Raw genomic sequence first — 24,461 nt, 5'->3', positions numbered from 1 at the left:
TTGTGGGGAGGGGTTAGGGGTGGGGGTACAGCGCCGAACCGTCACTCCACGATCCCCGCCGTCTCGACCACCGCGTGGAACAGCACGTCGGCGCCCGCCGCAGCCCATTCCTTGGAGATGTCCTCGGCCTCGTTGTGGCTGAGACCGCCGACGCAGGGGCACATCACCATGGTCGCCGGCGCGACCTTGGCCGCCCAGCATGCGTCGTGGCCAGCGCCGGAAATGATGTTCATATGGCTGTAGCCCAGCTTTTCGGTGGCCGTGCGCACGCGGCCGACCAGGGTCGGATCGAAGGTCACGGGATCGAAATGGCCCACCGCCTCGACCGAGCATTTCACCCCGAGCGGCTCGCAGATCTTCGGCGCCTCCTGCTCGATGCGGGCGCGCATGCTGTCGAGCTTGGCCTGGTTCGGCGAACGGATGTCGACGGTGAAGATCACCGTGCCTGGCAGCACGTTGCGCGAATTGGGCGAGAACTTCACTTGGCCCACCCCGCCGACGGCGCCAGGCTGGTTTTCCATGGCGACCGTCTGCACCATTTCCAGGATGCGCGCCATGGCGAGCCCGGCGTTGACGCGCATGTTCATCGGCGTCGAGCCGGTATGCGCTTCCCTGCCGGTCAGCGTGAATTCGAGCCACCACAGGCCCTGGCAGTGTGTCACCACGCCGATCTGCTTGTTCTCGGCCTCGAGAATCGGGCCCTGCTCGATATGATATTCGAAATAGGCGTGCATCTTGCGCGCGCCGACCTCTTCGTCGCCCACCCAGCCGATCCGCTTCAACTCGTCGCCGAAGGTCGCGCCGTCGAGATCCTTGCGGCCATAGGCGTAGTCGAGCGTGTGGACACCCGCGAACACCCCTGAGGCGAGCATGGCCGGCGCGAAACGCGCCCCCTCCTCGTTCGTCCAATTGGTGACGACGATCGGATGCTTGGTCTTGATGCCGAGATCGTTGAGCGAGCGCACGACCTCGAGGCCCGAAAGCACGCCGAGCACGCCGTCATATTTGCCGCCGGTCGGCTGCGTATCGAGATGAGAGCCGACATAGACGGGCAGCGCGTCCGGATCGGTGCCGGCGCGCGTCATGAACATGGTACCCATCTGGTCCACGCCCATCGCGAGCCCGGCCTCGTCGCACCAGGACTTGAACAGCGCTCTGCCTTCTCTGTCGGAATCGGTCAGTGTCTGGCGATTGTTGCCGCCGGCAATGCCGGGGCCGATCTTCGCCATCTCCATGATGGAATCCCACAAACGGTCTGAATTGATTCGCAGATTCTCGCCGGGGGCGGCCATTCCAAGTCCTCTCATTTCAATGTCCAACCGGGCGGCGGTTCCCGACGCCACCCGGTTGGTCGAAGCAGATTAGTCTATCGACCTCAGCACGTCCCTCACATGGTCGATCAGTTCGTTGATCTGGCCCTTGGTGATGATCAGCGGCGGCGACAAAGCGATGATGTCGCCGGTGGTGCGGATCAGCGCGCCACGTTCGAACGCCTTGACGAAGGCCGAGAAGGCGCGCTTGGTCGGGCTGCCGGCGATCGGCGCCAGCTCGATCGCACCGATCAGCCCGATGTTGCGGATGTCGATGACGTGCGGCTCGCCCTTCAGCGAATGCAGCGCATCCTCCCAATAGGGCGCCAACTCCTCGCCGCGGGCGAGCAGGCCCTCGTCCCTATAGGTGTCTAAAGTGCCGAGCGCGGCGGCGCAGGCGATCGGATTGCCCGAATAGGTATAGCCGTGGAAGAACTCGATCATATGCTCCGGGCCGGTCATGAAGGTGTCGTGGATCTCCTTCTTGACGAACACCGCGCCCATCGGGATGACGCCGTTGGAGACGCCCTTGGCCGTGGTCATGATATCGGGCGTGACGCCGAAATAGTCCGCCGCAAACGGCGTTCCGAGACGGCCGAAACCGGTGATGACCTCGTCGAAGATCAACAGGATGCCGTGCTTGGTGCAGATTTCGCGGAGCTTCTGCAGATAGCCCTTCGGCGGCAGGATGACGCCGGTCGAGCCTGCGACCGGCTCGACGATTACGGCAGCGATGGTCGAGGCGTCGTGCAGCGCGACGAGCCGCTCCAGCTCGTTGGCCAGTTCGGCGCCATGCTCCGGAACGCCCTTGGAGAAGGCGTTCTTTTCGGGCAAATGCGTGTGCGGCAGATGATCGACGCCGCCGAGCAGCGTCCCGAACATCTTGCGGTTGGTGACGATGCCGCCGACCGAGATGCCGCCGAAATTGACGCCGTGATAACCGCGCTCGCGACCGATCAGCCGGGTGCGCGAGCCCTCGCCACGGGCGCGGTGATAGGCGATCGCCATCTTCAGCGCCGTATCGACCGATTCCGAGCCGGAATTGGTGAAGAACACGTGGTCCATGCCCCGCGGCGCGATATCGACCAGGCGGTTCGCCAGCTCGAACACAATCGGATGGCCCATCTGGAAGGCCGGCGCATAGTCGAGCTCGGCCGCCTGCTGCTGGATCGCCTCCGTGATCTTCGGCCGGCAGTGGCCGGCATTGACGCACCACAGCCCGGCAGTGCCGTCGAGCACCTTGCGGCCGTCGCTGGTGGTGTAGTGCATGTCCTTGGCGGACACGAACATGCGCGGCGCCTGCTTGAACTGCCGGTTTGCCGTGAACGGCATCCAGAATGCGCTGAGATCGTTCGGCGTGACTTTCAGCCGGTTGGACATGACCAAGACTTCCCCTTGTAACCTGTTTCGGTGCGGCTAACGCTTGGTCTTCCCAGCACTTGGTCTTCGCGTCGTTTTCGTGCTACGCAAATTTTGACCGATTGGACAAACGTTAGCACCGCCCTGTCGGCGGTCAAGGGATTACTAGCGGAAATGGGGCATCGGAAGGGCGTTCCACAGGTCAAGGAAAAACTGGTCCAGAGAATTGGTCCAGATCGCCTGCAGGCCGGCGGCCGGCAAGGGTGACGGACACGATGGAAGGTTCAACTCCCCGTCGCACCCGTATCCAGCAGGAAAAGCGTGAACTTATCCTGGAAGCCGCGCTGGAAGTCTTCTCCACCAACGGTTTTCGCGGCTCGACCATCGACCAGATCGCCGAGGCCGCCGGCATGTCGAAGCCGAACCTTCTCTATTATTTCCGGCGCAAGGAAGACATTCACGAGACCTTGATGCAGCGCCTGCTGGACACCTGGCTGGCGCCGCTCAAGGAACTCGACGACATCGGCGATCCGATGACCGAGCTCAGGAGCTACATCCGGCGCAAGCTCGAGATGGCGCGCGACTTCCCGCGCGAAAGCCGGCTCTTCGCCAACGAGATCCTGCAGGGCGCCCCACGCATCATGCCGATGCTGGAGGGCGAACTGAAGACGCTGGTCGACGAGAAGGCCGCCCTCATCAAGAGCTGGATGCGCGCCGGCAAGATCGCCCGCACCGACCCGTGGCACCTGATCTTCTCGATCTGGGCAACGACCCAGCACTATGCCGATTTCGACGTCCAGGTGCGCGCCGTGCTCGGCCCCGACCGCGGCGGCGACGGCCGCTTCGAGGATGCCGCACGGTTCCTGGAGCAGTTGTTCCTGGATGGGCTGAAGCCGAAGGATTAGCGGACGTCCTCGTCGCTTGGCTGTTGCTATTCGTGCAAATTAGCCGAGGCCCTCGTCATTTCGTCATCCACGGGCGGAGTAAGGAGCGTAGCGACGCAGCGCAGACCCGAGGATCCATTCCGTGCCCTCGGAGCTCCGCTACCGTGCAGAATTCTGCATCGCTGCATCCCACGGCTAAGGTAACGGAACGGATCCTCGGGTCTCCGCGTCCGCTTCGCTCCCGCTCTGCCCGTGGATGACGAAGCCGATGGGCCTGTCACCAACCAACTCACGCGCTGCGGCGTTCGCTCGGAAGCCCCTCCAGCAACTTCTTGAGCTTGGCGATCGAGTTGTGCTCGGCGAGCGGCGTATAGACGATCAGCCGCATGTCCGAACCATCGTCGATCGAAAGGCTCATATGTTCGAAGGCCATCGCGCCGGCCGTGGGATGGCGGACATGCTTCACCCCCGCCAGTCTTCGCGCCACATCTCGCCTTGGCCACCAATCCCGGAACTCCGGGCTTGAGCGCATCATGAGCGCGATCAGCCGGTCGAAGTCTGGATCGCCGACATATTTGGCGCTCTCAGCGCGAAACGAAGCGAGCACAACGCGGGCGAGTTCTTCCCAGTCGACCAGCAGCCGGCGGTGATGCGGGCTGGTGAACACCAGATGGACGATGTTGCGGGCATCGCCCTCCAGCAGCTCATAGTCGCCGAACACAGCCGCAGCCGCTCGATTCCAGGCCAGCAAGTCCCAGCGCCGACCAACCACATAGGCCGGCTGCAGGACCAGGCTCTGCAACATATGCAACAGCGTGCCGTCGACCTTTTCGGGCACAGTCACGCGACGCTGTGGCTGCTGGCGGCCGGCAAGGATGAACAGATGCCGCTTCTCGACGCCATCGAGACGCAACGCCTCCGAGAGCGCCGAAAGCACCTCGACCGAAGGCCGCACGTCTCTGCCCTGCTCGAGCCAGGTGTACCAGGTCGTGCCGACACCGGCGATCATCGCCACCTCCTCGCGCCTCAGCCCGGGCGTGCGGCGTCTGCCGCCAGTCGCGAGACCTAAGTCCGCCGGCGACAGCCTTTCGCGGCGCGAGCGCAGGAAAGCGCCAAGCTCGCGGCGGCGACTGTCCTCAGCGGAATGGCTCACGGCATCCATGCCTCTATTATAGCAGTATCGATACCAGGATAAAGTTTGAACTGTTTGCGGTGCGCCCAGCGCCCCATCTTTCGCTCAGAGCAAGTGTAAGGAGGCTCTGATCATGGAACTCAAGGACAAGACCGTTCTGGTCACCGGCTCGACCGACGGCGTCGGCCGTGTCGTCGCCGAAAAGCTGGGTGCCGCCGGCGCGCGCGTGCTGGTGCACGGCCGCGACCAAGACCGAGGCAGGGCGACGGTGGCCGCCATCGAGGCAAGAGGTGGTAAGGCCGAATTTCTCACGGCCGACCTCGCCTCACTGGCCGAAGTGCACCATCTTGCCGATGCCGTGCGCGCCCGCACCGACCGGCTCGACATCTTGATCAACAATGCCGGCGTCGGCACCGGCGGCCAGGATGCGAAAAGGCAGGTCAGCGCCGACGGCTATGAGCTGCGCTTCGCCGTCAACTATCTCGCAGGCTTCCTGCTGACATCGCAATTGCTGCCCTTGCTCAAGGCAAGCGCGCATGCGCGCATCGTCAACGTCGCGTCAGCTGGCCAGCAGGCGATCGACTTCGATGATGTCATGCTGACCCACGGCTACAGTGGCGTGCGCGCTTACTGCCAGAGCAAGCTGGCGCAGATCCTGTTCACCATTGATTTGGCCGAACAGCTCAAAGGCACTGGCGTCAAGGCCAACGCGCTGCATCCGGCAAGCTACATGGATACCACCATGGTCAGGCAGGCGGGCGTCGAACCTTGGAACTCGGTCGAGACTGGCGCCGACGCCATCGTCAACCTCGTGGCTTCGTCGGCACTCGAAGTGCGCAGCGGCCTCTATTTCGACGGCCAGCGGGAATCGCGCGCCGATCCCCAGGCCTATGACGAAAGGGCACGCCATCGGTTGCGGACCTTGAGCCTCGAATTGATCGGACCTGCGTCCTCGACCTCCAGGGAACAGCACTCATGAACACCGAACACTGCGTGATCATAGGCGGCTCGTCCGGCATCGGCCTTGCCACCGCCAAACACTTGGCCAGTCCGACGATGAAAGTCACGATCACCGGCCGCAATGAGGAGAAACTGAAGAGCGCCTGGGAGAGCCTCGGCTGCACGGTCGGCAAGGCCGCTTTCGATGCGAGCAAGCCGGACGAGGTACGGTCGTTCTTCGAACGCCTGGGGCCGTTCGATCATCTCGTTCTCGCGGCGAGTGGCGGCAAAGGGCTTGGGCCGTTCGCAACCCTCGACCTTGCCGACATCGGCAGCGGCGTCGACGAAAAGATCCGCCCGCAACTATTCTGCCTGCAGGCCGCCTTGCCGACTTTGAACAGAGCCGGATCGGTCACGTTCATTTCGGCGGTCTCGGCCCAGCTCGCGATGCCTGGCATCGCTGGCATCGGCGCCGTCAACGGCATGCTCTTGACCGTGGCGCCGATCCTCGCGGTCGAACTGAAGCCGCTGCGCGTCAACGTCGTCGCGCCGGGGGTCATCGACACGCCCTGGTGGGACTTTCTGCCGGGCGAGCAGCGGCAGGCGGTTTTTGCCGAATATGCCGGCAAGACGCCGGTCGGTCGTATCGGTCGTGCCGAGGATGTCGCTTCGGCAATAGCTTTCCTGGTCTCCAACGGCTTTGTCACCGGCCAGGTGCTGACCTGCGACGGCGGCCTGCGCTTTAACGCGTGAACGACGAGGGCGCGCGGATCTTTCGTCCGCGCGCTGGCCGACCCGATCAAGCAGCCTTGGCAGCCGGCATCGGATGGATGGCATGGAACGGGACGCAAAGCCGGTTCCAGGTGTTGATCATGCCAAGCGCGACGGACAGCTTGACCAGTTCCTCTTCCGAGAAGTGTTCGAGCGTCCGGGCATAGAGTTCGTCCGACACGCCGTTATTGGCGATCAGGGTGACGGCCTCGGTCCAGGCAAACGCGGCGCGCTCGCGCTCGGAAAACAGCGGCGATTCCTTCCAGGCCGCCACCAGATAGAGCCGCGTCTCGGTCTCGCCGTCGTGCCTCGCCTCACGGCTGTGCATCTCGACGCAGTAGGAGCAGCCATTGATCTGCGAGGCCCTGAGCTTGACCAGATGCAGCAAGCTTTTCTCCAGCCCGCATTCGTCGACAGCCTTGTTGAGCGCCGACACCGCCTTCATGAGCTCCGGCGCCTTCGCGTAGAACTGCAGTCTCTGTTTCATGACCTTACCCTTCACACTTTGCTTGGTTGAAATTTTTGGCCCGATTTCTGCGGCCGCTGGTGTCGCTCGACGAAAGCGCAGCTTGCAGCGACCGAACGGGGATCGGCATCGCTCATGAAATCGGCAACGATGTTGGAAAGCTTCGCTTCGGCCAGCGCCGCGCGATAGGCGCGCTCGGCCTTCAGCATCGCGGCATTGATGCCGCACGGTTTCACATAGGCCGAGGCGTCGAGCTTTGCTGATCCGCGCTGGCGGATCTCGCCGCATCGGAAGGCAGGGTCGCGCCCTTCGACCGCGAGCACGATGTCTAGCAGCGTGATGCGCTCGGCCGGCCGCGCCAGGCGGTAGCCGCCGGCAGGTCCCGGCACCGATTCCAGGATACGAGCAGTCGTAAGCTGATTGAGATGCTTCAACAGATAGCTCGGCGACAATCCGAAGGCTTCCGCCAGGGCGGCGCCCGATATGGTGCTGTTGCCTTTGACGCCGGCAAGTGTGGCGGCGCAGTGGATCGCCGCTTCGACGCCTTCCCCGAGTTTCATGGCCTGCCGCTCCTATTCATGGATAAGCTTTATCATGGATAATCCTTATCTGCAATAGGAGAGACAAAAACGGCGCCCGAAGGCGCCGCTGTTTCGCTCGACCGCGTGTCGCTATTCCGCGGCCACCTTGGCCATCGGGTTGTTCGGGTGCGTCGTCCAGTTGGCGTAGATCGGTGACACCGGCTTGCCGGTGCGCTGGTCTACCACCCCGGCGGCTAGGGGCTCCATGGTGATGCAGCCTTCCACCGGGCAGACATTGACGCAGAGATTGCAGCCGACGCATTCGGCCTCGATCACCTCGAAATGCCGCTTACCGTCCACCATGCTGGTGATGGCCTGGTGCGAAGTATCCTCGCAGGCGATGTGGCAGCGGCCGCACTTGATGCAGGCGTCCTGGTCGATATGCGCCTTGGCGACATAGTTCAGGTTGAGATACTGCCAGTCGGTGACGTTGGGCGTGGCGCGACCGATGATTTCGTTGAGCGAGGGATGGCCCTTCTCGTCCATCCAGTTCTCCAGCCCGGCGATCATCTCCTGCACGATCTTGAAGCCATAGGTCATCGCCGCGGTGCAGACCTGCACATTGCCGGCGCCGAGCGCCATGAACTCGGCCGCATCGCGCCAGGTGGTGATGCCGCCGATGCCAGAGATCGGCAGGCCGCGCGTTTCCGGATCACGCGCGATCTCGGCCACCATGTTCATGGCGATCGGCTTCACCGCGGGACCGCAATAGCCGCCATGCGAACCCTTGCCGTCGATGGTCGGCTGTGGTGCAAAACTGTCGAGATCGACGCCGGTGATCGAATTGATGGTGTTGATCAGCGACACGGCATCCGTTCCACCTGCGTGTGCCGCTCGCGCCGGCTTGCGGATATCGGTGATGTTGGGTGTCAGCTTGGTGATGACGGGCATGCGGGTGTTTGCCTTGCACCAGCGTACCACCATCTCGATATATTCCGGCACCTGGCCCACCGCCGAGCCCATGCCACGCTCCGACATGCCGTGCGGACAGCCGAAATTGAGCTCGATGCCGTCGGCGCCGGTTTCCTCGACCACCGGCAGGATCGCCTTCCAGCTCTCCTCCACGCATGGCACCATCAGCGAAACGACCACCGCGCGGTCCGGCCAGTCCTTCTTGATCTGCTTGATCTCGCGCAGATTGGTCTGCAGCTCTCGGTCGGTGATCAACTCGATGTTGTTGAAGCCGAGCAGGCGCCGATCGGCGCCCCAGATCGCGCCATAGCGCGGACCGTTGACGTTGACGACGGGCGGCCCCTCTTCACCAAGCGTCTTCCACACCACGCCGCCCCAGCCCGCCTTGAAGGCGCGCTCCACATTGTAGGCCTTATCCGTCGGCGGTGCGGATGCCAGCCAGAACGGGTTGGGCGACTTGATGCCGACGAAGTTGTTGCGGATGTCTGCCATGCTCATGCCCTCCCGTTAGAGGTCAGTGCCCGGTGGATGGATTCGGCGGCGTCGCGGCCTTGTGCCACGGCCGAAACCGTCAGGTCGTCACCGCCGAAGATGCAGTCGCCGCCGGCCCATACCTTCGCCAGCGAGGTGCGGCCTTCGGCATCGACCTTGATGCGTCCGCCCTCAAGCTCGATCTGCTCGCCGCTGCCGTTGAGTTGAGCCGGCACGAAGCTCTGGCCGATCGCCTTGAACACCTGGTCGGCGTTGAGCCTCAGCGTTTGGCCCGTGCCGGCCAGCTTGTCGCCATTCATGGCGGTGTATTCGAGTTCGATCGCCGACACTTTGCCGTTCTCGGCAATGACGCGCTTCGGCTGCAGCCAGTGTCGGATGGTGACCCCGTTGGCGGCGGCCAGATCCTGTTCGAAGCCGGAGGCGTTCATGTGCTCCTGACCGCGCCGGTAGCAGACAGTCACTTCTTCGGCGCCGAGCAGCTTCGACTGCACCGCGGCGTCGATTGCGGTCATGCCGCCGCCGATGACGACGACGCGCCGGCCGACCGGCAGGCTCGAAAGATCGCTCGCCTGCCTGAGTTCCGCGATGAACTCGACGGCGTTGGCGACGCCGTCAGCCTCCTCGCCCTCGGCGCGCAGCGCATTGACGCCGCCGAGCCCCAGGCCCAGGAATACCGCATCGTAGTTGCGGATCAGGTCGGACAGTTGGAAGTCGCGGCCGAGCGCCTTTCCGTTCTGGATGTCGATGCCGCCGATGGAAGTCACGTAGTCGACTTCGGCCTGGGCAAAATTGTCGACACTCTTATAGGCGGCAATACCGTATTCATTGAGACCGCCAGCCTTCGGCCGCGCCTCGAGGATCGTCACGTCATGACCATGGCGGGCCAGGCGATGTGCCGCAGCTAACCCCGACGGCCCGGCGCCCACCACGGCGACCGTCTTTCCGGTCGGTTCGGAACGCGTGTAGAACTGCTTGTTCTCGTCCATCGCGACGTCGGTGGCATAGCGCTGCAGCCGGCCGATCTGCACCGGCTTGCCTTCCGCGACCTCGCGCACGCAGACCTCTTCGCACAGCGTCTCGGTCGGGCAGACCCGGGCGCACATGCCGCCAAGGATGTTCTGATCGAAGATGGTCTTGGCCGATCCGAGCGGATTGCCGGTCGCGATCTGCCGGATGAACAGCGGGATGTCGATCGACGTCGGGCAGGCATTCATGCATGGCGCATCGTAGCAGAAATAGCAGCGATCGGCCTCGACCAGCGCTTCATGTTGATCGAGCGGCGGGTGCAGGTCGGAAAAATTGTCGGCATATTGCTCGGTGGACAGCCGGCCGCCGGCGATGCCCTCGATGAAATGACCAGTCGCCATTCCAGTTTCCCCTTTTGTTTTCATTTTGGGGAAGGCTAGCACGTTTTATTTTTTTATCAATTGGTCAATTTTCGGCCAAGTCCCTGTATTGCTTGCATAAAACTTGAGATTCTTACTCATGTTAAGGCCGCAGCCTCCAATGTCGATGGTTCACCCCTGATCATCGCATGGCCATGGATCGACCTGATCTGATCAGCGACCAGTTCCTGCAGCCGCCACAGATTGCGGTCGTGGATGCCGAAAATCTCGAGGTGGCTGACAGTGTTGTAGAGATACTCCGCCCCGGAGCCGACATGGCCGCACGCGCGTGCCAGTATCTGCGCTACCCTTTCCAGCGGCTGCCGGAGCGACGTGCCTCGTCCGGACACTCCGACCCAGAAGCCCAGCGCCCGCAGCGATCCCCGTGCCGTGCGCACCGGAACCCACCTCACCGAACTGACGCTCTCGTGATCGTCGATCTCGCGCCGCAGCAGCCTCTCGATCTGGGCCGGCTTCTCGCCATCGGGCAGCCGGTAGATCACGCCATCGCAGCGCCCGCCGCGTTCGAGCGCCATCATCAGCCCCGGCTGCCCGGCGCTGCCCCTCCAGCGCACCAGATCCAGGCAGAAAGACCGATGCCAGCCATAGGCGGAAGCGCGCTGGTGCTCGACGGATTCGAAGACCGGCTTCCAGATCAGCGACCCATAGGCGAATACCCACAGCGGGCCTTCACCGGCTTCGCCGCAGAGACGCGCGGCGAGCGCGCGGAAATCGTCGTCGCCCAGTTGCGTCCAATCCCCGCTCGGACCAGGATCGACCTCTTCCCGATGGCACAGCGCCACAAGCTCCGGCGTGAGCGACATCCGACGCATGGAAAATACAGCCCCTCTTTGCCGGCAGCAAAGTCGAAAACCGCAGGATACGCAAGATCGCAGGCTCAACGCCTTGCCGTTCGCTATTTCTGGCCCAGATGTCGGTTTTCCGTCGCCGAGTTCGTCCTAGGATGGATCAACCGCGATCGCTGCCTGAACCGGTGAGGAGACCGACCATGCCGAATGCCCCCAAACCCTTCTTCTGGTACGAATTGCTGACCACCGACCTCGATGCCGCCGAGGCCTTCTACACCGCCGTTGTCGGCTGGCGCGCCGAGCCCTTCGACAGTGCGCCGGGCATGCCCCGCTACATCGTCATGAATTCCAGCGTGCGCGGCGTCGGCGGACTGATGACGCTGCCGGAGGAAGCCGCCAAGGCGGGAATGCCGCCTTCCTGGCTCGGCTATATCTACACCAAGGATGTCGACGCTTCGACGAAGGCGCTCAAGGACGCCGGCGGCGCTGTCCACCGCGCGCCGGACGACATCCCGGGCGTAGGCCGCTTTGCGGTGGTTGCCGACCCGCAGGGCGCGACCTTCATGTTCCTGCAGCCCAACCAGCCCGAACAGCCGCCGGTGCCCGCAACAACGGCAGGCCATATCGGCTGGCACGAGCTCTACACCTCCGACTGGAAGGCCGCCTTCGACTTCTATTCGGGACAGTTCGGCTGGACCAGCGCCGGCCAGTTCGACATGGGCGAGATGGGCACCTACCAGACCTTCGGCGCCGGCCCTGAATCGGGCGGCGGCATGATGAACAAGCCGCCGCAAATCCCGGTTCCGGTCTGGCTGTTCTATTTCAACGTCGACGCCATCGACGCAGCCGCCAAGCGCGTCACCGACAATGGCGGCAAGGTCTTGATGGGGCCGATGGAAGTGCCGAGCGCGCAGTGGATCATCCAATGCCAGGATCCGCAGGGCGCACATTTCGCGCTGCTGGCGCCAGGGCGATAACGCTCGCTCTGCTACAGCATCAACTGGCGCCGGATTATTCCGGCGTCAGCACCGCGACCTTGAGGCCGGGCTTCTTCGCGCCGCTGAGCTGCACGGTGGCCGGACCGGCGGACAGCTTGAAGCGCACGCTCTTGCGAATTCCCGGACAGGTCTTCACGCCGCTGTAACCCGTCGACTTCACGGTTTGGCCGTCCTGCACGACATCGATCCAGGCCTCATCAGACAGGCTGAACTGGAGCTCGCCTTCAGGTGGTACGGTCACGCTTGCGGTCGCGCCGAACGTGCCGGCCGCCGGTGCACGTCCCGGAGGCACTTCAAAGCTGACCGTGTCGACCGCTGCGAGCGAGAAACTCATCGCCTGCCCGACCCTCAATGCGGCGCCTGACTGAGCGGCGGGCGCCGCCGGAAACAGGGCCTGCTCGCGTGTGACCGGCCATTTGAAGGTATCACACCCGGTGTCGCCGGCCATGGCGAAGCTCGGGCTTGCAAGGATTGCGAAAAGGCTGATGACGACTTTTTTCATGGCAAAGGGAGCTCGCTCGTAGCGTGTATCTGCATATATATACAACTACAGAGGGATTTTTGCAACCACCGCGAGAATAAAAATATGGAGAGCGGCAGATCCAAGGGAACCGTTGCCAATCACCGATTGTTGATGGCAGGCCATGGGAAGTGAATGGTCCATTTCGGGCCGATAATTTATGGGCGGCGCAGGGGCAAAATGGAGTTTTAGATGAAGCTTTTTGAAGGGCTCGCCCGTTATCAGCCGCAGGCGCTCGCCGCGCTGCGGATCATGACCGCGCTGCAGTTCATCGAGCACGGCACCCAGAAATTGTTCAATTTCCCGGTCGGCGAGCACGCCGGCAGCTTGAGCGGGCTTCCGCTAGCGGCCGGGATCCTCGAATTCGCCGGCGGCATCCTGCTGGCGCTGGGACTCTTCACCCGCCCCGTGGCGTTCCTGCTCTGCGGCCAAATGGCGATCGCCTATTTCATGGCGCACGCGCCTCGCGACTTCTTCCCCGTCAACAATGGCGGCGACTCGGCGATCTCGTTCTGCTTCATCTTCCTCTATCTGGCATTCGCCGGGCCCGGCGCCTTCGCACTGGACAACCGCAACAACGCCAGGGCTTGACGGCAGGATACGCGCCCGCTTCAGGCGCGCATCCGCTGGAAGTTGGCATCGAACAACGGCGCAGCCTGAACGCGCGCCGCATGGCGCTTGCCGAGAATTTCGATTTCGAAACCGTCCGGCCGGTCGGCAATCTCCTTCGGCACATAGCCCATCGCGACCGATTTGCGCGAATTATGGGCATATCCGCCCGAAGTGACCCAGCCGCGCACAGCGCCATCGTGCCAGATCGCCTCGTCGCCGATGACGTCGGCATGCTCTGCATCGACAATGAAGGCGCGCAACCTGAGCTTGCCGCCCTGCTTGCGCTCGGCGAGCGCCGCCTCCTTGCCGATGAAATCTGCGTCCTTGCCATAGGCGACGAAACGATCGAGCCCCGCTTCGACCGGGCCGTAGATAGGCCGATATTCGCGCGCCCATGAGCCGTAGTTCTTTTCGAGCCTGAGCGCATTGAGAGCGCGCGCGCCGAACAGGCCGATGCCGAATTCCTGCCCGGCCGCCATCAGCGCCTGGAAGGCTGCGCGCTGATACTCCGGCGCCACCCAGATCTCGAAGCCCAGATCGCCAGTGTAGCTGACGCGGCCTACGAGGCACGGCGCCATGCCGATATCCATCCTTGCCACCGCCATGAAGGGGAACGCGGCGTTGGATGTATCGGCACGGGCGACCTTGGCCAGCACATCCCTCGCCTTCGGCCCGGCGATGGCGAGGCCGGTGAGTTTCTGTCCCAGCGCCTCGATGCGCGCGGATCCGTCCTTCGGCAGATGCGATTCGAACCAGCGCATGTGGTACTGCTCGGCGACGCCGGAACCGGCGATGAACCAGTCGCCGTCACCAACATTGGCCAGCGTGAAATCGCCGATCAGCTTGCCGTCATTCTTGAGCATAGGCGCGAGCGTCATGCGGCCGCGCTTGGGCAGTTTGCAGGCAAGCACGCGATCGAGCCACGCCTCGGCGCCCTGGCCGGTGACCCTGTATTTAGCGAAGCTCGAAATCTCCGCCAGGCCGACGCCCTTGCGAACGGCTGCGACCTCCTTGGCGACATGGTCGAAATCGCTCGAGCGCCGCCACGAGAATTCGTCCTTGACGCCCTCCGGCGCGTACCAAAGCGGCACTTCCAGCCCGTACGCCACGCCCCATTGCGCGCCCTCGGCCGACAGCAGATCGTAGACCGGCGTCGTCTTGAGCGGACGTGCGGCGGGCAGTTCTTCGTTGGGGAAGCGGATCGAGAAGCGGCGAGAATAGTTTTCGCGCACCTTGGCGTTGGTGTAGGCCATCGTCGCCCAGTCGCCGTAGCGCGCCACATCCATCGCCCAGATGTCGGCGCCCGGATCGCCCTCGATCATCCAGTTGGAGAGCGCCAGGCCGACGCCGCCGCCTTGGCTAAAACCCGCCATGACGCCGCAGGCGACCCAGAAGCCCGGCAGGCCGCGCACCGGGCCGACCAGCGGATTGCCGTCCGGCGCGAAGGTGAAGGGGCCATTGATGATCTGTTTGATGCCGGTTTTCTGAAAGGCCGGGAAATGACGGAAGCCGACTTCGAGTGATGGCGCGATGCGGTCGATATCGGGCTCCAGCAGCTCGTGGCCGAAGCTCCACGGCGTGGTGAATTCGGACCAGGGTTTGTTGGCCTTCTCGTAAGTGCCCATCAGCATGCCGCCGCGCTCCTGGCGCAGATAGAGCTCACCGTCGAAATCGACCGCGTGGATGATCTCGGTGCCGGTCTTCTGGTTCCAGTCGGCAACCTCGGGCATGTCCTCCGTGATCAGATACATGTGCTCCATCGCCAGCACCGGCAGTTCGAGCCCGACCATGCGGCCGACCTCGCGTGCCCACAACCCGCCGGCGTTGACCACGTGCTCGGCGATCACATCGCCCTTGCTGGTGACGACACGCCACAGCCCGTCGGGTCGGCGCACGATGTCCTCGACCTTGGTGAAGCGCTCGACCTGCGCGCCAAGCTTGCGCGCCGCCTTGGCGTAAGCATGCGTCACACCGGACGGATCGAGATGGCCATCCTCCTTGTTGCGAACCGCGCCGACGAATTGTTTCGGATCGATGAGCGGCATCAATTCGGCCGCCTCCTTCGCGGAGATCACTTCGAGATCGATGCCGAGATAGCGGCCTTTCGAGACCACGCCGCGCAGCCAGTCGAGCCGCGCCTCGGTGGCCGCCAGAAGCACGCCACCTGTGAGGTGCACGCCGGTCGCCTGGCCGGAAAGTTCCTCGATCTCCTTGTAGAGGGAGATCGTGTATTTCTGCAGCTTGGCGACGTTAGGATCGCCATTGATGGTGTGCATGCCACCCGCTGCATGCCAGGTCGAGCCGGAGGTCAACTCATCGCGCTCCAGAAGCACGACATCGGTCCAGCCATGGCGGGCGAGATGGAAGAGCACCGAACATCCGACGACACCGCCGCCTATCACCACGACCTTTGCATGCGACTTCATGGGATTTTTCTCGTTATTTCAGGGAGTCATGTAGACAAAGTGAATCGGAAAGGCAGCGCCAGGCGACGCTAACGTCACGGCTCGCCCTGCCCGATCGCTTCCTTGCGGCGTGCGACATAGGCTTCGAGAGCCTCGCGCACGCCGGGATCCATGATGGGCTCGACATATTCTTCCAGCGCCTTCTTCCAGAGCCGCGTCGCGCGCGCCGTCGCATCGGGCGCACCGGCCTCCTGCCAGGCTTCGTAATTCTGCCAGTTGGAGAGCATCGGCTGATAGAAGGCGGTGGCGTAGCGCTCCAGCGTGTGCGGCTCGCCGAAGAAGTGGCCGCCCGTCGGCACCGCGCCAAGCGCCTCGACGGCGAGTTCGTCCTCGTCGACCACAATCGGTCGCAGGAACTCCATCATGTGCTGGATCATCTCGACGTCGATGATCAGCTTCTCGAACGACGCCGTCAGCCCGCCTTCCTGCCAGCCGGCGGCGTGGTAGACGAGGTTGCCGTGGCCGAGCACCGCGCCCCACAGCGCCATCAGCGTCTCATAGGCGCCTTGCGCATCGGCGGCATTGGACGCCGAGCCAGGTGTCGTGCGGTAGGGCAGGTTGTAGCGCCGCGCCAACTGGCCGGAAGCGATGTTGGCCTTGGTGTTTTCCGGCGTGCCGAAAGCGGGCGCGCCCGACTTCATGTCGACATTGGAGGTGAAGGCGCCGTACATCACCGGCGCGCCCGGGCGAACCAGTTGCGTCAGCAGCACCCCGAACAAGGCTTCCGCATTCTGCTGCGCCAGCGCGCCGGCGAGCGTCACCGGGCTCATGGCGCCCATCAGTGTGAACGGCGTCACCGCCACCGACTGGCCGTATTCGGCCATGGTCATCAGCCCTTCCGCCATCATGTCGTCGAATCGGCGCGGCGAATTGACGGAAATGATGGTGGTAATGCCCGGATCATCCGCCATCTGTTCAAGCGTCAGCCCGCGTGAGATCGCCATCATCTCGATGCCGTCAAGCGCCCTGCCCCGGCCGATCGCCGAGACGTGGAAGCATTTGTCCGTCAGAGTCAGATTGGCAAAGTAAGTGTCGAGGTGGCGCGAGTTGGCCGGCAGCTCGATCGGCGCGCAGACCTGGTTGCCCAGCATGTGGATGCAGTTGAAATGCTGCGCCAGCCGGACGAGATCGCAATAGTCGGCGAGATTGCCGGCGCGGCGGCCGCGTTCCATGTCGTGCACGTTTGGCGGTCCGGCGACCAGCGTGAAGTTGATGGTGTTGCCGCCGAGATGAATGGCATGTGCCGGGTTGCGCGGCGTCAGCGTGTAGGAAGAACGCGTGGTCTTCAGCGCTTCGTCGACCATGCCGCGCTCCACGCGCACATTCATCGAGCCGTGATCGACCCTGGCGCCGGCACGTTCGAAGAGCGACAGCGCCCGCGGGCTCATCACCTCGATGCCGAAATTCTCGAGTATGTGCATCGAGGCCTGGTGGATCGCCTCGATCTGGTCGGGCGACAGCGGCGCCATCGGCGGATAGGGATTCACCACGCGCCGCAGCGGCAACTGGGGTATGGGGGATGGCCCGCGGTTGCTGCTCCGCTCGGGGCCGCGCTTGCGTCTTGGTTCTGTCATGGCGCCCATCAGAGCGCCGCCTTGCTTCTGCGGCTGTCAGAAATTCGTCATTTGCCGGCGCGATTTTAGCCGAGGCGGCATAAATCAGAATCGATGGCAAGAAAAGCGGCGCATCGGGTCGGAATATCGACAATGGATTTTTCTCGACGCCATGGCGAGCATTAAGGAACCGCGCAAGATTCCTTTTATGATTTCGGCCTATTCGTCTGATAATGCGTAGGTCGAGTTTTAGTAAAATTGTCGCCGTCTCTGTGCTGCTGGCGCTTTCCGCCTGCGCGACAGCGCCAAGCCATATCAACAATGTCTGTGCCGTCTTCGATCAGAACGACGGCTGGTTCGACAACTGGCAGGCTGCTGCCGAGCGCACCGAGCGGAAATACGGCGTGCCCGTTCCCGTTCTGATGGCGACTGTACGCAAGGAGTCCGGCTTCAAGAGCAACGCCCGGCCACCGCGCACCAAACTGCTCGGCTTCATTCCGTGGAAGCACGTCTCAAGCGCCGTCGGCTATTCGCAGGCGCTCGACGGCACCTGGTCGCAATATCAGATGGAGAGCGGCAACTGGGCGGCGCGTCGCTCTCGCTTTGCCGACGCGATCGATTTCGTCGGCTGGTATCATTCCAAGACCGCCGACACCCTCGGCGTCGCCCGCAACGACACCTACAACCTCTACCTGGCCTATTATCTCGGCTGGAGCGCCTATAGCCGTGGCAATCGCGGCGACGCCGGCGTGCAAAGCTACGCGCGCGCCACCGATCAGATGGCCCGCGACTACGCCGCGCAGCTAAAACAGTGCGGCAGTTGACCGGGGCGCGGAGCCGACGTTGGCGCTGCTCCCTTAGTTCGGCTTCGGCCTCTTGCCGCTCGGACGCTTCGGCGGCGTACCGGCGAAGCCCGGACCTGCACTGTTCGGCGCATCCTCCGGCACACCCTCATGCGCGGCATGCTCCTTGTCGAACTTGATGACCGGCTCCATCTTCGCCAGCACATCGTCCGACAGCCAGCAAAGGCTCATGTGACCGTCGCCGAGATTCTTCACCGGCGGCACCTTCGTCTCGCACAGATTGTCCGGCACCAGCCTCTTGTAGCCGCAGCGCGTCTGGAACGGGCAACCGGTCGGCGGGTTCATCGCCGAGGGTATGTCGCCTTCGAGCACGATATGCTTCTTGACCACGCTGGTGTCGGCGATCGGGATCGCCGACAGCAGCGCCTCCGTATAGGGATGATAAGGCGGCGAGAAGATCTGGTCCGTCGTGCCTTGCTCAACGATATAGCCGAGATACATGACGACGACCCGGTCGGCGATGTAGCGCACCACCGACAGATCGTGGCTGATGAACAGCATCGTCGTCTTGTTCTTGCGCTGGATATCCATCAACAGCTCGGTCACCGCCGCCTGGACCGAGACGTCGAGCGCCGAGACCGGCTCGTCGGCCACCACCACCTTGGCGTCACCGGCGAAGGCGCGCGCCACGCCGATGCGCTGCTTCTGGCCACCGGAGAGCTGGCGCGGCTTGCGCGTCTCGAACGCCCGCGGCAGCTTCACCAGGTCGAGCAGTTCCAGCATGCGCTTGCGCCGCTCGGCAACCGTGTTGCCGACGTTGAATTTCTCCAGCGTGCGGATGATCTGCGATCCGACCGTGTGGCTAGGATTCAGCGTGTCGAACGGGTTCTGGAAAACCATCTGGATCGACGACACCGTGTCGACACTGCGTTCCTCGATGCCGGTCGACTGGATCTCCTTGTTGGCCAGGGACACCGTGCCCGAGCTTGCGGTCTCCAGTCCGAGCAACACCTTGGCAAGCGTCGACTTCCCGCAGCCGGATTCGCCGACGATCGCAACCGTCTCCGACTCGCGCGCCGTGAACGAAATCGTTTCGTTGGCCTTGACGACGCGGCCTTCGCTCGAGCCGAACACCTCGCTGCCGCCGACCTTGTAGTATTTCTTCAGGTCCTGGATCTTGAGCACCGGCGCGCCGGGCTCGACCTTTTCGTTGACCTTCTTGGCGCCGGGCGGCAGCGCTTCCCAATCGATCTCGTTGAAGCGCACGCAGCGCGAGAAATGGCCCTCGTGCCCGTCGACCGCAATCATCGGAATTTCGGCGGCGTTGCAGACGCCCTCGACGAAATGGTGGCAGCGCGGCCCGAAATTGCACCCCTTCGGCCGCTCATGCGGCAGCGGCAATTGCCCGGGAATCGAAATCAGCGGCCGCGAATTCTTGTCGGCGCCGGGCAGCGGGATCGAGCGGAACAGCCCCTGCGTGTAGGGATGACGCATACGGTCGAACACATCCTCGATCTTGCCGGTCTCGACCGCTTCGCCGGAATACATCACCGTGATCTTGTCGCAGGTCTCCAGGATAAGCCCGAGATTGTGCGACACGAAGATCATCGAGGTGCCGAACTTCTCGCCCAGCCCCTTGACCAGTTCGACGATGCCGGCCTCGACCGTGACGTCGAGCGCCGTCGTCGGCTCGTCGAGCAGGAGCAGCGCCGGCTTCGACAACAGCGCCATGGCTATGACGATGCGCTGCTGCTGGCCTCCGGAAAGCTGGTGCGGATAGGAGCGCATCATACGCTCCGGATCGGGCAGCTTCACTGCCCGCACCATTTCGAGCGCTCGGCTATACGCCTCGTCCTTCGACACCTTGTCGTGGATCAGCGGCACTTCCATCAACTGCTGGCCGACCTTCATCGCCGGGTTGAGGCTCGCCATCGGCTCCTGGTAGATCATGGCGATCTTGTTGCCGCGGATGGAGCGAAGCTCCTCGTCGGACATTTCGCCCATGTCCTTGCCCTGGAACTTGATTCGTCCGCCCACGATCTTTCCGATGTTGGAGAGGTCGCGCATGATGCCGAGCGACACGGTCGACTTGCCGCAGCCGGATTCGCCGACAATGCCCATGGCCTCGCCGGGCATCACCGTGCAGGAAAAGTCCATCACCGCAGGTATCTCGCCCTTGCGGGTGAAGAAGGAAATCGAAAGGTTCTCGATCTCGATGATCGGCCCATCGGTTGGCTTGCCTGGATTTCGAACTGCCTCGTTCATGGGTCGCTCCAATCCTTGGTTCTTTTCCGGGCGAGGGCCAAAGACCTCGCCGTCAATCCTTCATCGACTGTTCACGCAGAGAGTCGGCCAAAAGGTTCAGTCCCAGCACGAACGACATCAGCGCAATCGTCGGCGGCAGCGCCGGATGGATGAAGGAGCGCAGCAGGCGGCTGGCATCCTTGATCGCGGTGCCCCAGTCCGGGCTCTCGGGCGCAAGGCCCAGGCCGAAATAGCCGAGCGTGCCGAGCAGGATCGTGGTGTAGCCGATACGCAGGCAAGCATCGACGATCAGCGGCCCGCGTGCGTTGGGCAGTATCTCCCAAAGCATGATGTACCAGGGCGATTCACCGCGCGTCTGCGCTGCCGCCACATAGTCGCGTGTCTTGATGTCCATGGTCAGCCCGCGCACGATGCGGAACACACCGGGACTCGATGCGAACACCACCGCCACGAAAATGTTGAGCTGGTTGGGATCGATATGGACGATCCGCAGCGGATCCTTGTCGAACACCAGGCCCGCATAGATCCAGCCGCCGAGGACCAGCGTCACCCCCATCAGGATATAAAGGCGGTCCGGCCGGTTCTTGAAGCGTGTCCAGAACAGCACGCAGAAGAAGATGATCGGGAACAGGAAGAACAGCCCGGCCATCGCATAGGGGATCGGCGTGTCCATGATGCCTGGCGTGACCAGGAGGTAGAACAGCAGGATAACCGGGAAGGCCAGCACCAGATTGGCCAGGAACGAAAGCACCGTATCGATCCTGCCGCCGTAGTAGCCGGCCGGCAGGCCGAGCGTGATGCCGACCATCAGTGCGAAACCGGTTGCCGCCGGCGCGATGATCAGCACGATCTGGCTGCCATAGACCATGCGAGAGAACACGTCGCGGGCCAGCTTGTCGCCGCCGAAATAGTAGACGAGCTTCGATGCCGGCTCGATCGCGCCGGGCAGCGAGTCCTTCATGATCGGCACCTGGGAGAGCGGATCGAAGGGCGAGATCGTCGAGGCGAAGATTGCGGTGAACAGCCAGAACAGGCAGATGCCCACGCCGGCGATGCCGACGCCGCTGTCGAAGAGCTGTCCATAGAGGCCGAGTTTCTTCTTGTAGACGAAGCTCGCCCCTATGACGATGACCAGTGCTATCCAGACAGGCCAGAAACGTCCCAGCACGCCGAGCACGACATTGAAGGCGCCGATATATTCGAACTGCATCCGCTTCGTCCCCTATTGAACTCTGATGCGCGGATTGAGGAATGCGTAGCCGACGTCGGAGATCAACTGCGTGATCAGCACGATGAACACCGAAACCAGCGAGCAGCCGAGCAAAAGGTCGATGTCGTTGTTGCCGGCCGCCTCGACCAGCGTGTAGCCGAAGCCCTGATAGCGGAACATCACCTCGACGATGACCACGCCGGTGAGCAGCCAGGGAAACTGAAGCATGATGACCGTGAACGGCGCGATCAGCGCGTTGCGCAGCGCATGCTTGACGACGACGGAGCTGAAGGAGAGCCCTTTGAGCCGCGCCGTTCGGATATATTGCTGCGTCATCACCTCGACCATCGAGGCGCGCGTCATGCGCGCGATATAGCCGATGCCGTAAATCGCTAGCGTCATCACCGGCAGGGTGAAATTGTAGAAGGTGAGGCCCTGGCTGGCCGAGGCGGCCGATCCGTTCAGCCAACCCAGCCATGACGCGAAGATGACGGTGAAGATGACGCCCGAGACATATTCAGGCGTCGCCGTCGAGGCGATCGAGGCAACGGACAGCGTGCGGTCGGTCCGCGATCCCTCCCGCATGCCGGCAAGGATGCCGACGAGCAACGAGATCGGCACCATCACCGCGAGGACCCAGAACATCAGAAGCCCGGTGGCGCTGAGCGCGGGAAAGAGCTTCGCGCCCACTGTCGTCTTGAATTTGGTCGAGCAGCCGAAATCGCCCTGCAGCACGCCGGAGAAGGTCGGCACCAGGGGGTCATTGCAGAACGAGAAGCGCTGCGCCGGCTTCCCGGTCGCCGGATCCGTCGCCGGCTGCTTGGGCAGGAGGCCCAGCCACTGACCGTAACGCACAAAGAAGTTCTGCCGGTAGCCATGCTCGACCAGCCAGCTCTCGAGCTGCTCTGCGGAGGTGTGCATTTCGGTCTGGCTGATCGCCAGCTTCTTCAGATTGGGATCGAGGTTGATCAGGAAGAAGACAATCAGGGTCAGGCACAGCATCGTCAGAGCCATTGTGCCGAGACGTCTCAGGATGAAAGAAAGCATGGCCGGCCCCTGCCGATGGGTTGGGGGAGCCTGCTTGCCCGTCCGGCCCGCCATGAGGCGGAGCAAGGCCGGCAAACAGACGATCGAATGCTGACGCCCTATTTTTGCACGAGCCAAGTCCGGGAGTCCGCAACTTTTTAGCTGCAGCGGCTCTCCGGCCGCGGATCAGGCAAGGAGGGGGACAAAGGGGCCGAATCGCCCCTTCGTCCGTTGGCTTTTGATCACGCCTGGTCGAGCCAGACCTTGCCGTAGTCGCGCTCGAAGGTCGGGTGCATCTTGTAGTTCTGCACCGCCTTCACGGAGTGGCTGTAGAGCTTGCGCCAGTAAGGCTGGATGATGATGCCGGAATCCTGCAGGATCTGCTCGATATCCTTCATCATCTCCTTGCGCTTGGTCGCGTCGGCGACCGCGAGCGCGGCGTTGAGCTTGGCGTCCCAGTCGGGGTTCGACCAAGCGGTCTCGTTCCAGGCCTCGCCGGTGCGGTAGCCGATCGCCAGAACCTGCACGCCCAGCGGCCGCATGTTCCAGTTGGTCGTCGACAGCGGATATTTCGTCCAGTCGTTCCAGAACGTCGAGCCCGGCAGAACGGTGCGCTTCACCTTGATGCCGGCGTCGCGCAGCTGCGCGGCGATCGCATCGCCGGTGTTCTTGTGCCAGTCCTCGTCGACCGAGATCAGCTCATGCTCGAAATCGGCCTGACCGGCTTCAGCCATCAAGGCCTTGGCCTTGGCTGGGTCACGCTTGATCTTCGCAAGCTCGTAATATTCCGGATGGATCTGGCAGACATGATGGTTCTCGGCCACCGTGCCGGCATTGCCGTAGCCGAGCTGGAGAACGACATTGTTGTCGACCGCGAGCTGCAACGCGTTGCGGACCTTCTGGTTGTCGTAAGGCTTGTTGTTGACGTTGGTGCGGCAGACGATCGTCGACGCCGTCACCACTTCCGACTTCACCAGATCCATGCCGTCGAGGATCGACACATAGTCGGCCGAGGTCTCGAAATTGGTGTGCACTTCACCCGCTTCGAAGGCGCTGACCATGGCAGCCGGGTCGGTGCCGTAGTCGATGAACTCGACGCCATCGAGGAACACTTCGCCGTCCCACCACTTGTTGTCGGCGCGGCGCTTGTAAACCACCTTCTGGCCGACATCGTAAGACACGAGCTCGAACGGACCGGTGCCGATCGGGCAGGCTTTGAAGTCGCCGCCTTTCTCGTCGAAGCTCTTATGGACGATGAGACCCGGATAGTCGCACATGTTCGGGATCAGCGCGATGTCAGGCTTGGCAAGCTTGAGCTTGATGGTCATGTCGTCGACCTTGGTCACGGCGCTCTCGTCGAGCTTGTCGTCCTTGACCAAAGTGCCGAGACGGCCGGGCATCGAGTTGCCCTCGGCCTTTTTGTCGGCCCAGCGCTTGAGATTGAATATGACGTCGTCTGCCGTGAAGGCGTCGCCGTTCGTCCAGGTCACGCCCTTGCGAACATGCAGCGTGTATTCGGTGGCGTCGTCGTTGACATCCCAGCTTTCCAGCAGATACGGACGGAACGTGTATTCGGTCGTGTATTTGACGAGCGGTTCGAGCGCCTGGCGCTCGGCATTGGCGATTTCCGACCAGTCGGATTTGCGCGGATCCTTCGGATCCTTGACCCACTGCGCGACCTTCAGGACGCCGCCCTTCTTGCCCTGCACGTCCTCGGCCCGTGCCGGTGTCGGATCGGCGAGACCGAGCAGCCCGTAAGCCATTGCCGTCGATGCGCCAAAAACGCTGGCGAGCGCGAGGAATTCGCGACGGTCGACATTGCCTGCCTTGGCTTCTTCGGCCAGGGCCAGGATGTGATCCGGGACGCGATCACCGTTACTCTTGTAGCTTGCCATGACTAACTCCCATTGTTGGCTTTTTGCCTTTTTAGCATTCCGCATCCAAACCGTGATGTCAAAGACGGTTTGAA

Annotated in this window: 21 protein-coding genes; 6 read left to right on the top strand and 15 right to left on the bottom strand. The window is 63.0% G+C overall.

Going from position 1 to position 24,461, the window contains the following annotated elements:
• Positions 1–41: 41 nt before the first annotated feature.
• Both EN818_RS14565 and EN818_RS14560 read right to left on the bottom strand, forming a co-directional pair.
• A complete protein-coding gene (locus EN818_RS14565) occupies positions 42–1,292 on the bottom strand; it encodes a Zn-dependent hydrolase (protein WP_095808220.1) in 1,251 nt (416 codons plus the stop codon).
• 69 nt (positions 1,293–1,361) lie between these two features.
• Complete coding sequence (locus EN818_RS14560; protein ID WP_095808221.1) at positions 1,362–2,690, bottom strand: aspartate aminotransferase family protein; 1,329 nt, start codon at positions 2,688–2,690, stop codon at positions 1,362–1,364.
• 254 nt (positions 2,691–2,944) lie between these two features.
• Between EN818_RS14560 and EN818_RS14555 the strand changes: the two genes are divergently transcribed.
• Positions 2,945–3,574 (top strand): TetR family transcriptional regulator C-terminal domain-containing protein, encoded by a 630-nt coding sequence (locus EN818_RS14555; protein WP_095808257.1) that lies wholly within the window; start codon positions 2,945–2,947, stop codon positions 3,572–3,574.
• 268 nt (positions 3,575–3,842) lie between these two features.
• Here EN818_RS14555 and EN818_RS14545 read toward each other — a convergent pair whose 3' ends face one another.
• Positions 3,843–4,715 (bottom strand): helix-turn-helix transcriptional regulator, encoded by an 873-nt coding sequence (locus tag EN818_RS14545; protein ID WP_129553864.1) that lies wholly within the window; start codon positions 4,713–4,715, stop codon positions 3,843–3,845.
• Between the two features lie 103 nt (positions 4,716–4,818).
• On the opposite strand from EN818_RS14545, the gene EN818_RS14540 reads away from it, so the two are divergent.
• Both EN818_RS14540 and EN818_RS14535 read left to right on the top strand, forming a co-directional pair.
• The gene (locus tag EN818_RS14540; RefSeq protein WP_095808222.1) at positions 4,819–5,664 is read left to right on the top strand and encodes an SDR family NAD(P)-dependent oxidoreductase; all 846 of its coding nucleotides are present in this window, start codon (positions 4,819–4,821) and stop codon (positions 5,662–5,664) included.
• Positions 5,661–6,377, top strand: coding sequence for an SDR family oxidoreductase (locus EN818_RS14535; RefSeq protein WP_095808223.1), 717 nt, complete (start codon positions 5,661–5,663; stop codon positions 6,375–6,377). Before EN818_RS14540 ends, EN818_RS14535 begins: the two co-directional genes overlap by 4 nt.
• A gap of 46 nt (positions 6,378–6,423) precedes the next feature.
• Here the strand turns inward: EN818_RS14535 and EN818_RS14530 are convergent, their stop codons facing one another.
• The 5 genes from EN818_RS14530 to EN818_RS14510 all read right to left on the bottom strand — a co-directional run bounded on the left by EN818_RS14530 (position 6,424) and on the right by EN818_RS14510 (position 11,064).
• Positions 6,424–6,882 (bottom strand): carboxymuconolactone decarboxylase family protein, encoded by a 459-nt coding sequence (locus EN818_RS14530; RefSeq protein WP_095808224.1) that lies wholly within the window; start codon positions 6,880–6,882, stop codon positions 6,424–6,426.
• 11 nt (positions 6,883–6,893) lie between these two features.
• Positions 6,894–7,421: an Rrf2 family transcriptional regulator gene (locus EN818_RS14525; RefSeq protein ID WP_135904662.1), complete on the bottom strand. Its 528-nt coding sequence runs from the start codon at positions 7,419–7,421 to the stop codon at positions 6,894–6,896.
• A gap of 111 nt (positions 7,422–7,532) precedes the next feature.
• Positions 7,533–8,846: an NAD-dependent dihydropyrimidine dehydrogenase subunit PreA gene (gene preA / locus EN818_RS14520; protein ID WP_095808226.1), complete on the bottom strand. Its 1,314-nt coding sequence runs from the start codon at positions 8,844–8,846 to the stop codon at positions 7,533–7,535.
• Between the two features lie 2 nt (positions 8,847–8,848).
• On the bottom strand, positions 8,849–10,213 hold the full coding sequence (locus EN818_RS14515; RefSeq protein ID WP_095808227.1) for an NAD(P)-dependent oxidoreductase: 1,365 nt from the start codon (positions 10,211–10,213) through the stop codon (positions 8,849–8,851).
• A 116-nt stretch (positions 10,214–10,329) separates the two neighbouring features.
• Positions 10,330–11,064 (bottom strand): gamma-glutamylcyclotransferase, encoded by a 735-nt coding sequence (locus tag EN818_RS14510; RefSeq protein ID WP_095808228.1) that lies wholly within the window; start codon positions 11,062–11,064, stop codon positions 10,330–10,332.
• Between the two features lie 176 nt (positions 11,065–11,240).
• Between EN818_RS14510 and EN818_RS14505 the strand changes: the two genes are divergently transcribed.
• Positions 11,241–12,017 (top strand): VOC family protein, encoded by a 777-nt coding sequence (locus tag EN818_RS14505; protein WP_095808229.1) that lies wholly within the window; start codon positions 11,241–11,243, stop codon positions 12,015–12,017.
• A gap of 34 nt (positions 12,018–12,051) precedes the next feature.
• On the opposite strand, the gene EN818_RS14500 is transcribed toward EN818_RS14505, so the two are convergent.
• A complete protein-coding gene (locus EN818_RS14500) occupies positions 12,052–12,540 on the bottom strand; it encodes a hypothetical protein (protein WP_095808230.1) in 489 nt (162 codons plus the stop codon).
• Between the two features lie 210 nt (positions 12,541–12,750).
• Here EN818_RS14500 and EN818_RS14495 point away from each other — a divergent pair, with 210 nt between their 5' ends.
• A complete protein-coding gene (locus tag EN818_RS14495; RefSeq protein ID WP_129553862.1) occupies positions 12,751–13,149 on the top strand; it encodes a DoxX family protein in 399 nt (132 codons plus the stop codon).
• A gap of 20 nt (positions 13,150–13,169) precedes the next feature.
• Here the strand turns inward: EN818_RS14495 and EN818_RS14490 are convergent, their stop codons facing one another.
• Positions 13,170–15,596, bottom strand: coding sequence for an FAD-dependent oxidoreductase (locus EN818_RS14490; RefSeq protein ID WP_095808232.1), 2,427 nt, complete (start codon positions 15,594–15,596; stop codon positions 13,170–13,172).
• A 74-nt stretch (positions 15,597–15,670) separates the two neighbouring features.
• Positions 15,671–17,209: a trimethylamine methyltransferase family protein gene (locus tag EN818_RS14485; protein WP_145971899.1), complete on the bottom strand. Its 1,539-nt coding sequence runs from the start codon at positions 17,207–17,209 to the stop codon at positions 15,671–15,673.
• A 212-nt stretch (positions 17,210–17,421) separates the two neighbouring features.
• Here EN818_RS14485 and EN818_RS14480 point away from each other — a divergent pair, with 212 nt between their 5' ends.
• Positions 17,422–18,012, top strand: coding sequence for a hypothetical protein (locus tag EN818_RS14480; protein WP_095808234.1), 591 nt, complete (start codon positions 17,422–17,424; stop codon positions 18,010–18,012).
• Positions 18,013–18,045: 33 nt separating this feature from the next.
• On the opposite strand, the gene EN818_RS14475 is transcribed toward EN818_RS14480, so the two are convergent.
• From EN818_RS14475 to EN818_RS14460, 4 genes are all read right to left on the bottom strand, one after another.
• Complete coding sequence (locus EN818_RS14475; protein WP_095808235.1) at positions 18,046–20,256, bottom strand: ABC transporter ATP-binding protein; 2,211 nt, start codon at positions 20,254–20,256, stop codon at positions 18,046–18,048.
• 52 nt (positions 20,257–20,308) lie between these two features.
• Positions 20,309–21,466, bottom strand: coding sequence for an ABC transporter permease (locus EN818_RS14470; protein ID WP_095808236.1), 1,158 nt, complete (start codon positions 21,464–21,466; stop codon positions 20,309–20,311).
• A 12-nt stretch (positions 21,467–21,478) separates the two neighbouring features.
• On the bottom strand, positions 21,479–22,513 hold the full coding sequence (locus tag EN818_RS14465; RefSeq protein ID WP_095808237.1) for an ABC transporter permease: 1,035 nt from the start codon (positions 22,511–22,513) through the stop codon (positions 21,479–21,481).
• A gap of 221 nt (positions 22,514–22,734) precedes the next feature.
• Positions 22,735–24,387 carry an ABC transporter substrate-binding protein gene (locus tag EN818_RS14460; protein ID WP_095808238.1) on the bottom strand — a complete coding sequence of 551 codons (1,653 nt, stop codon included), beginning with the start codon at positions 24,385–24,387 and terminating at the stop codon, positions 22,735–22,737.
• Positions 24,388–24,461: the final 74 nt, after the last annotated feature.

The organism is Mesorhizobium sp. M3A.F.Ca.ET.175.01.1.1, from assembly GCF_004791945.1.
Taxonomy (GTDB): Bacteria; Pseudomonadota; Alphaproteobacteria; order Rhizobiales; family Rhizobiaceae; genus Mesorhizobium.
Note: the sequence above shows the minus strand (reverse complement) of the source record. Positions and strands in the feature narration are given on the sequence as shown.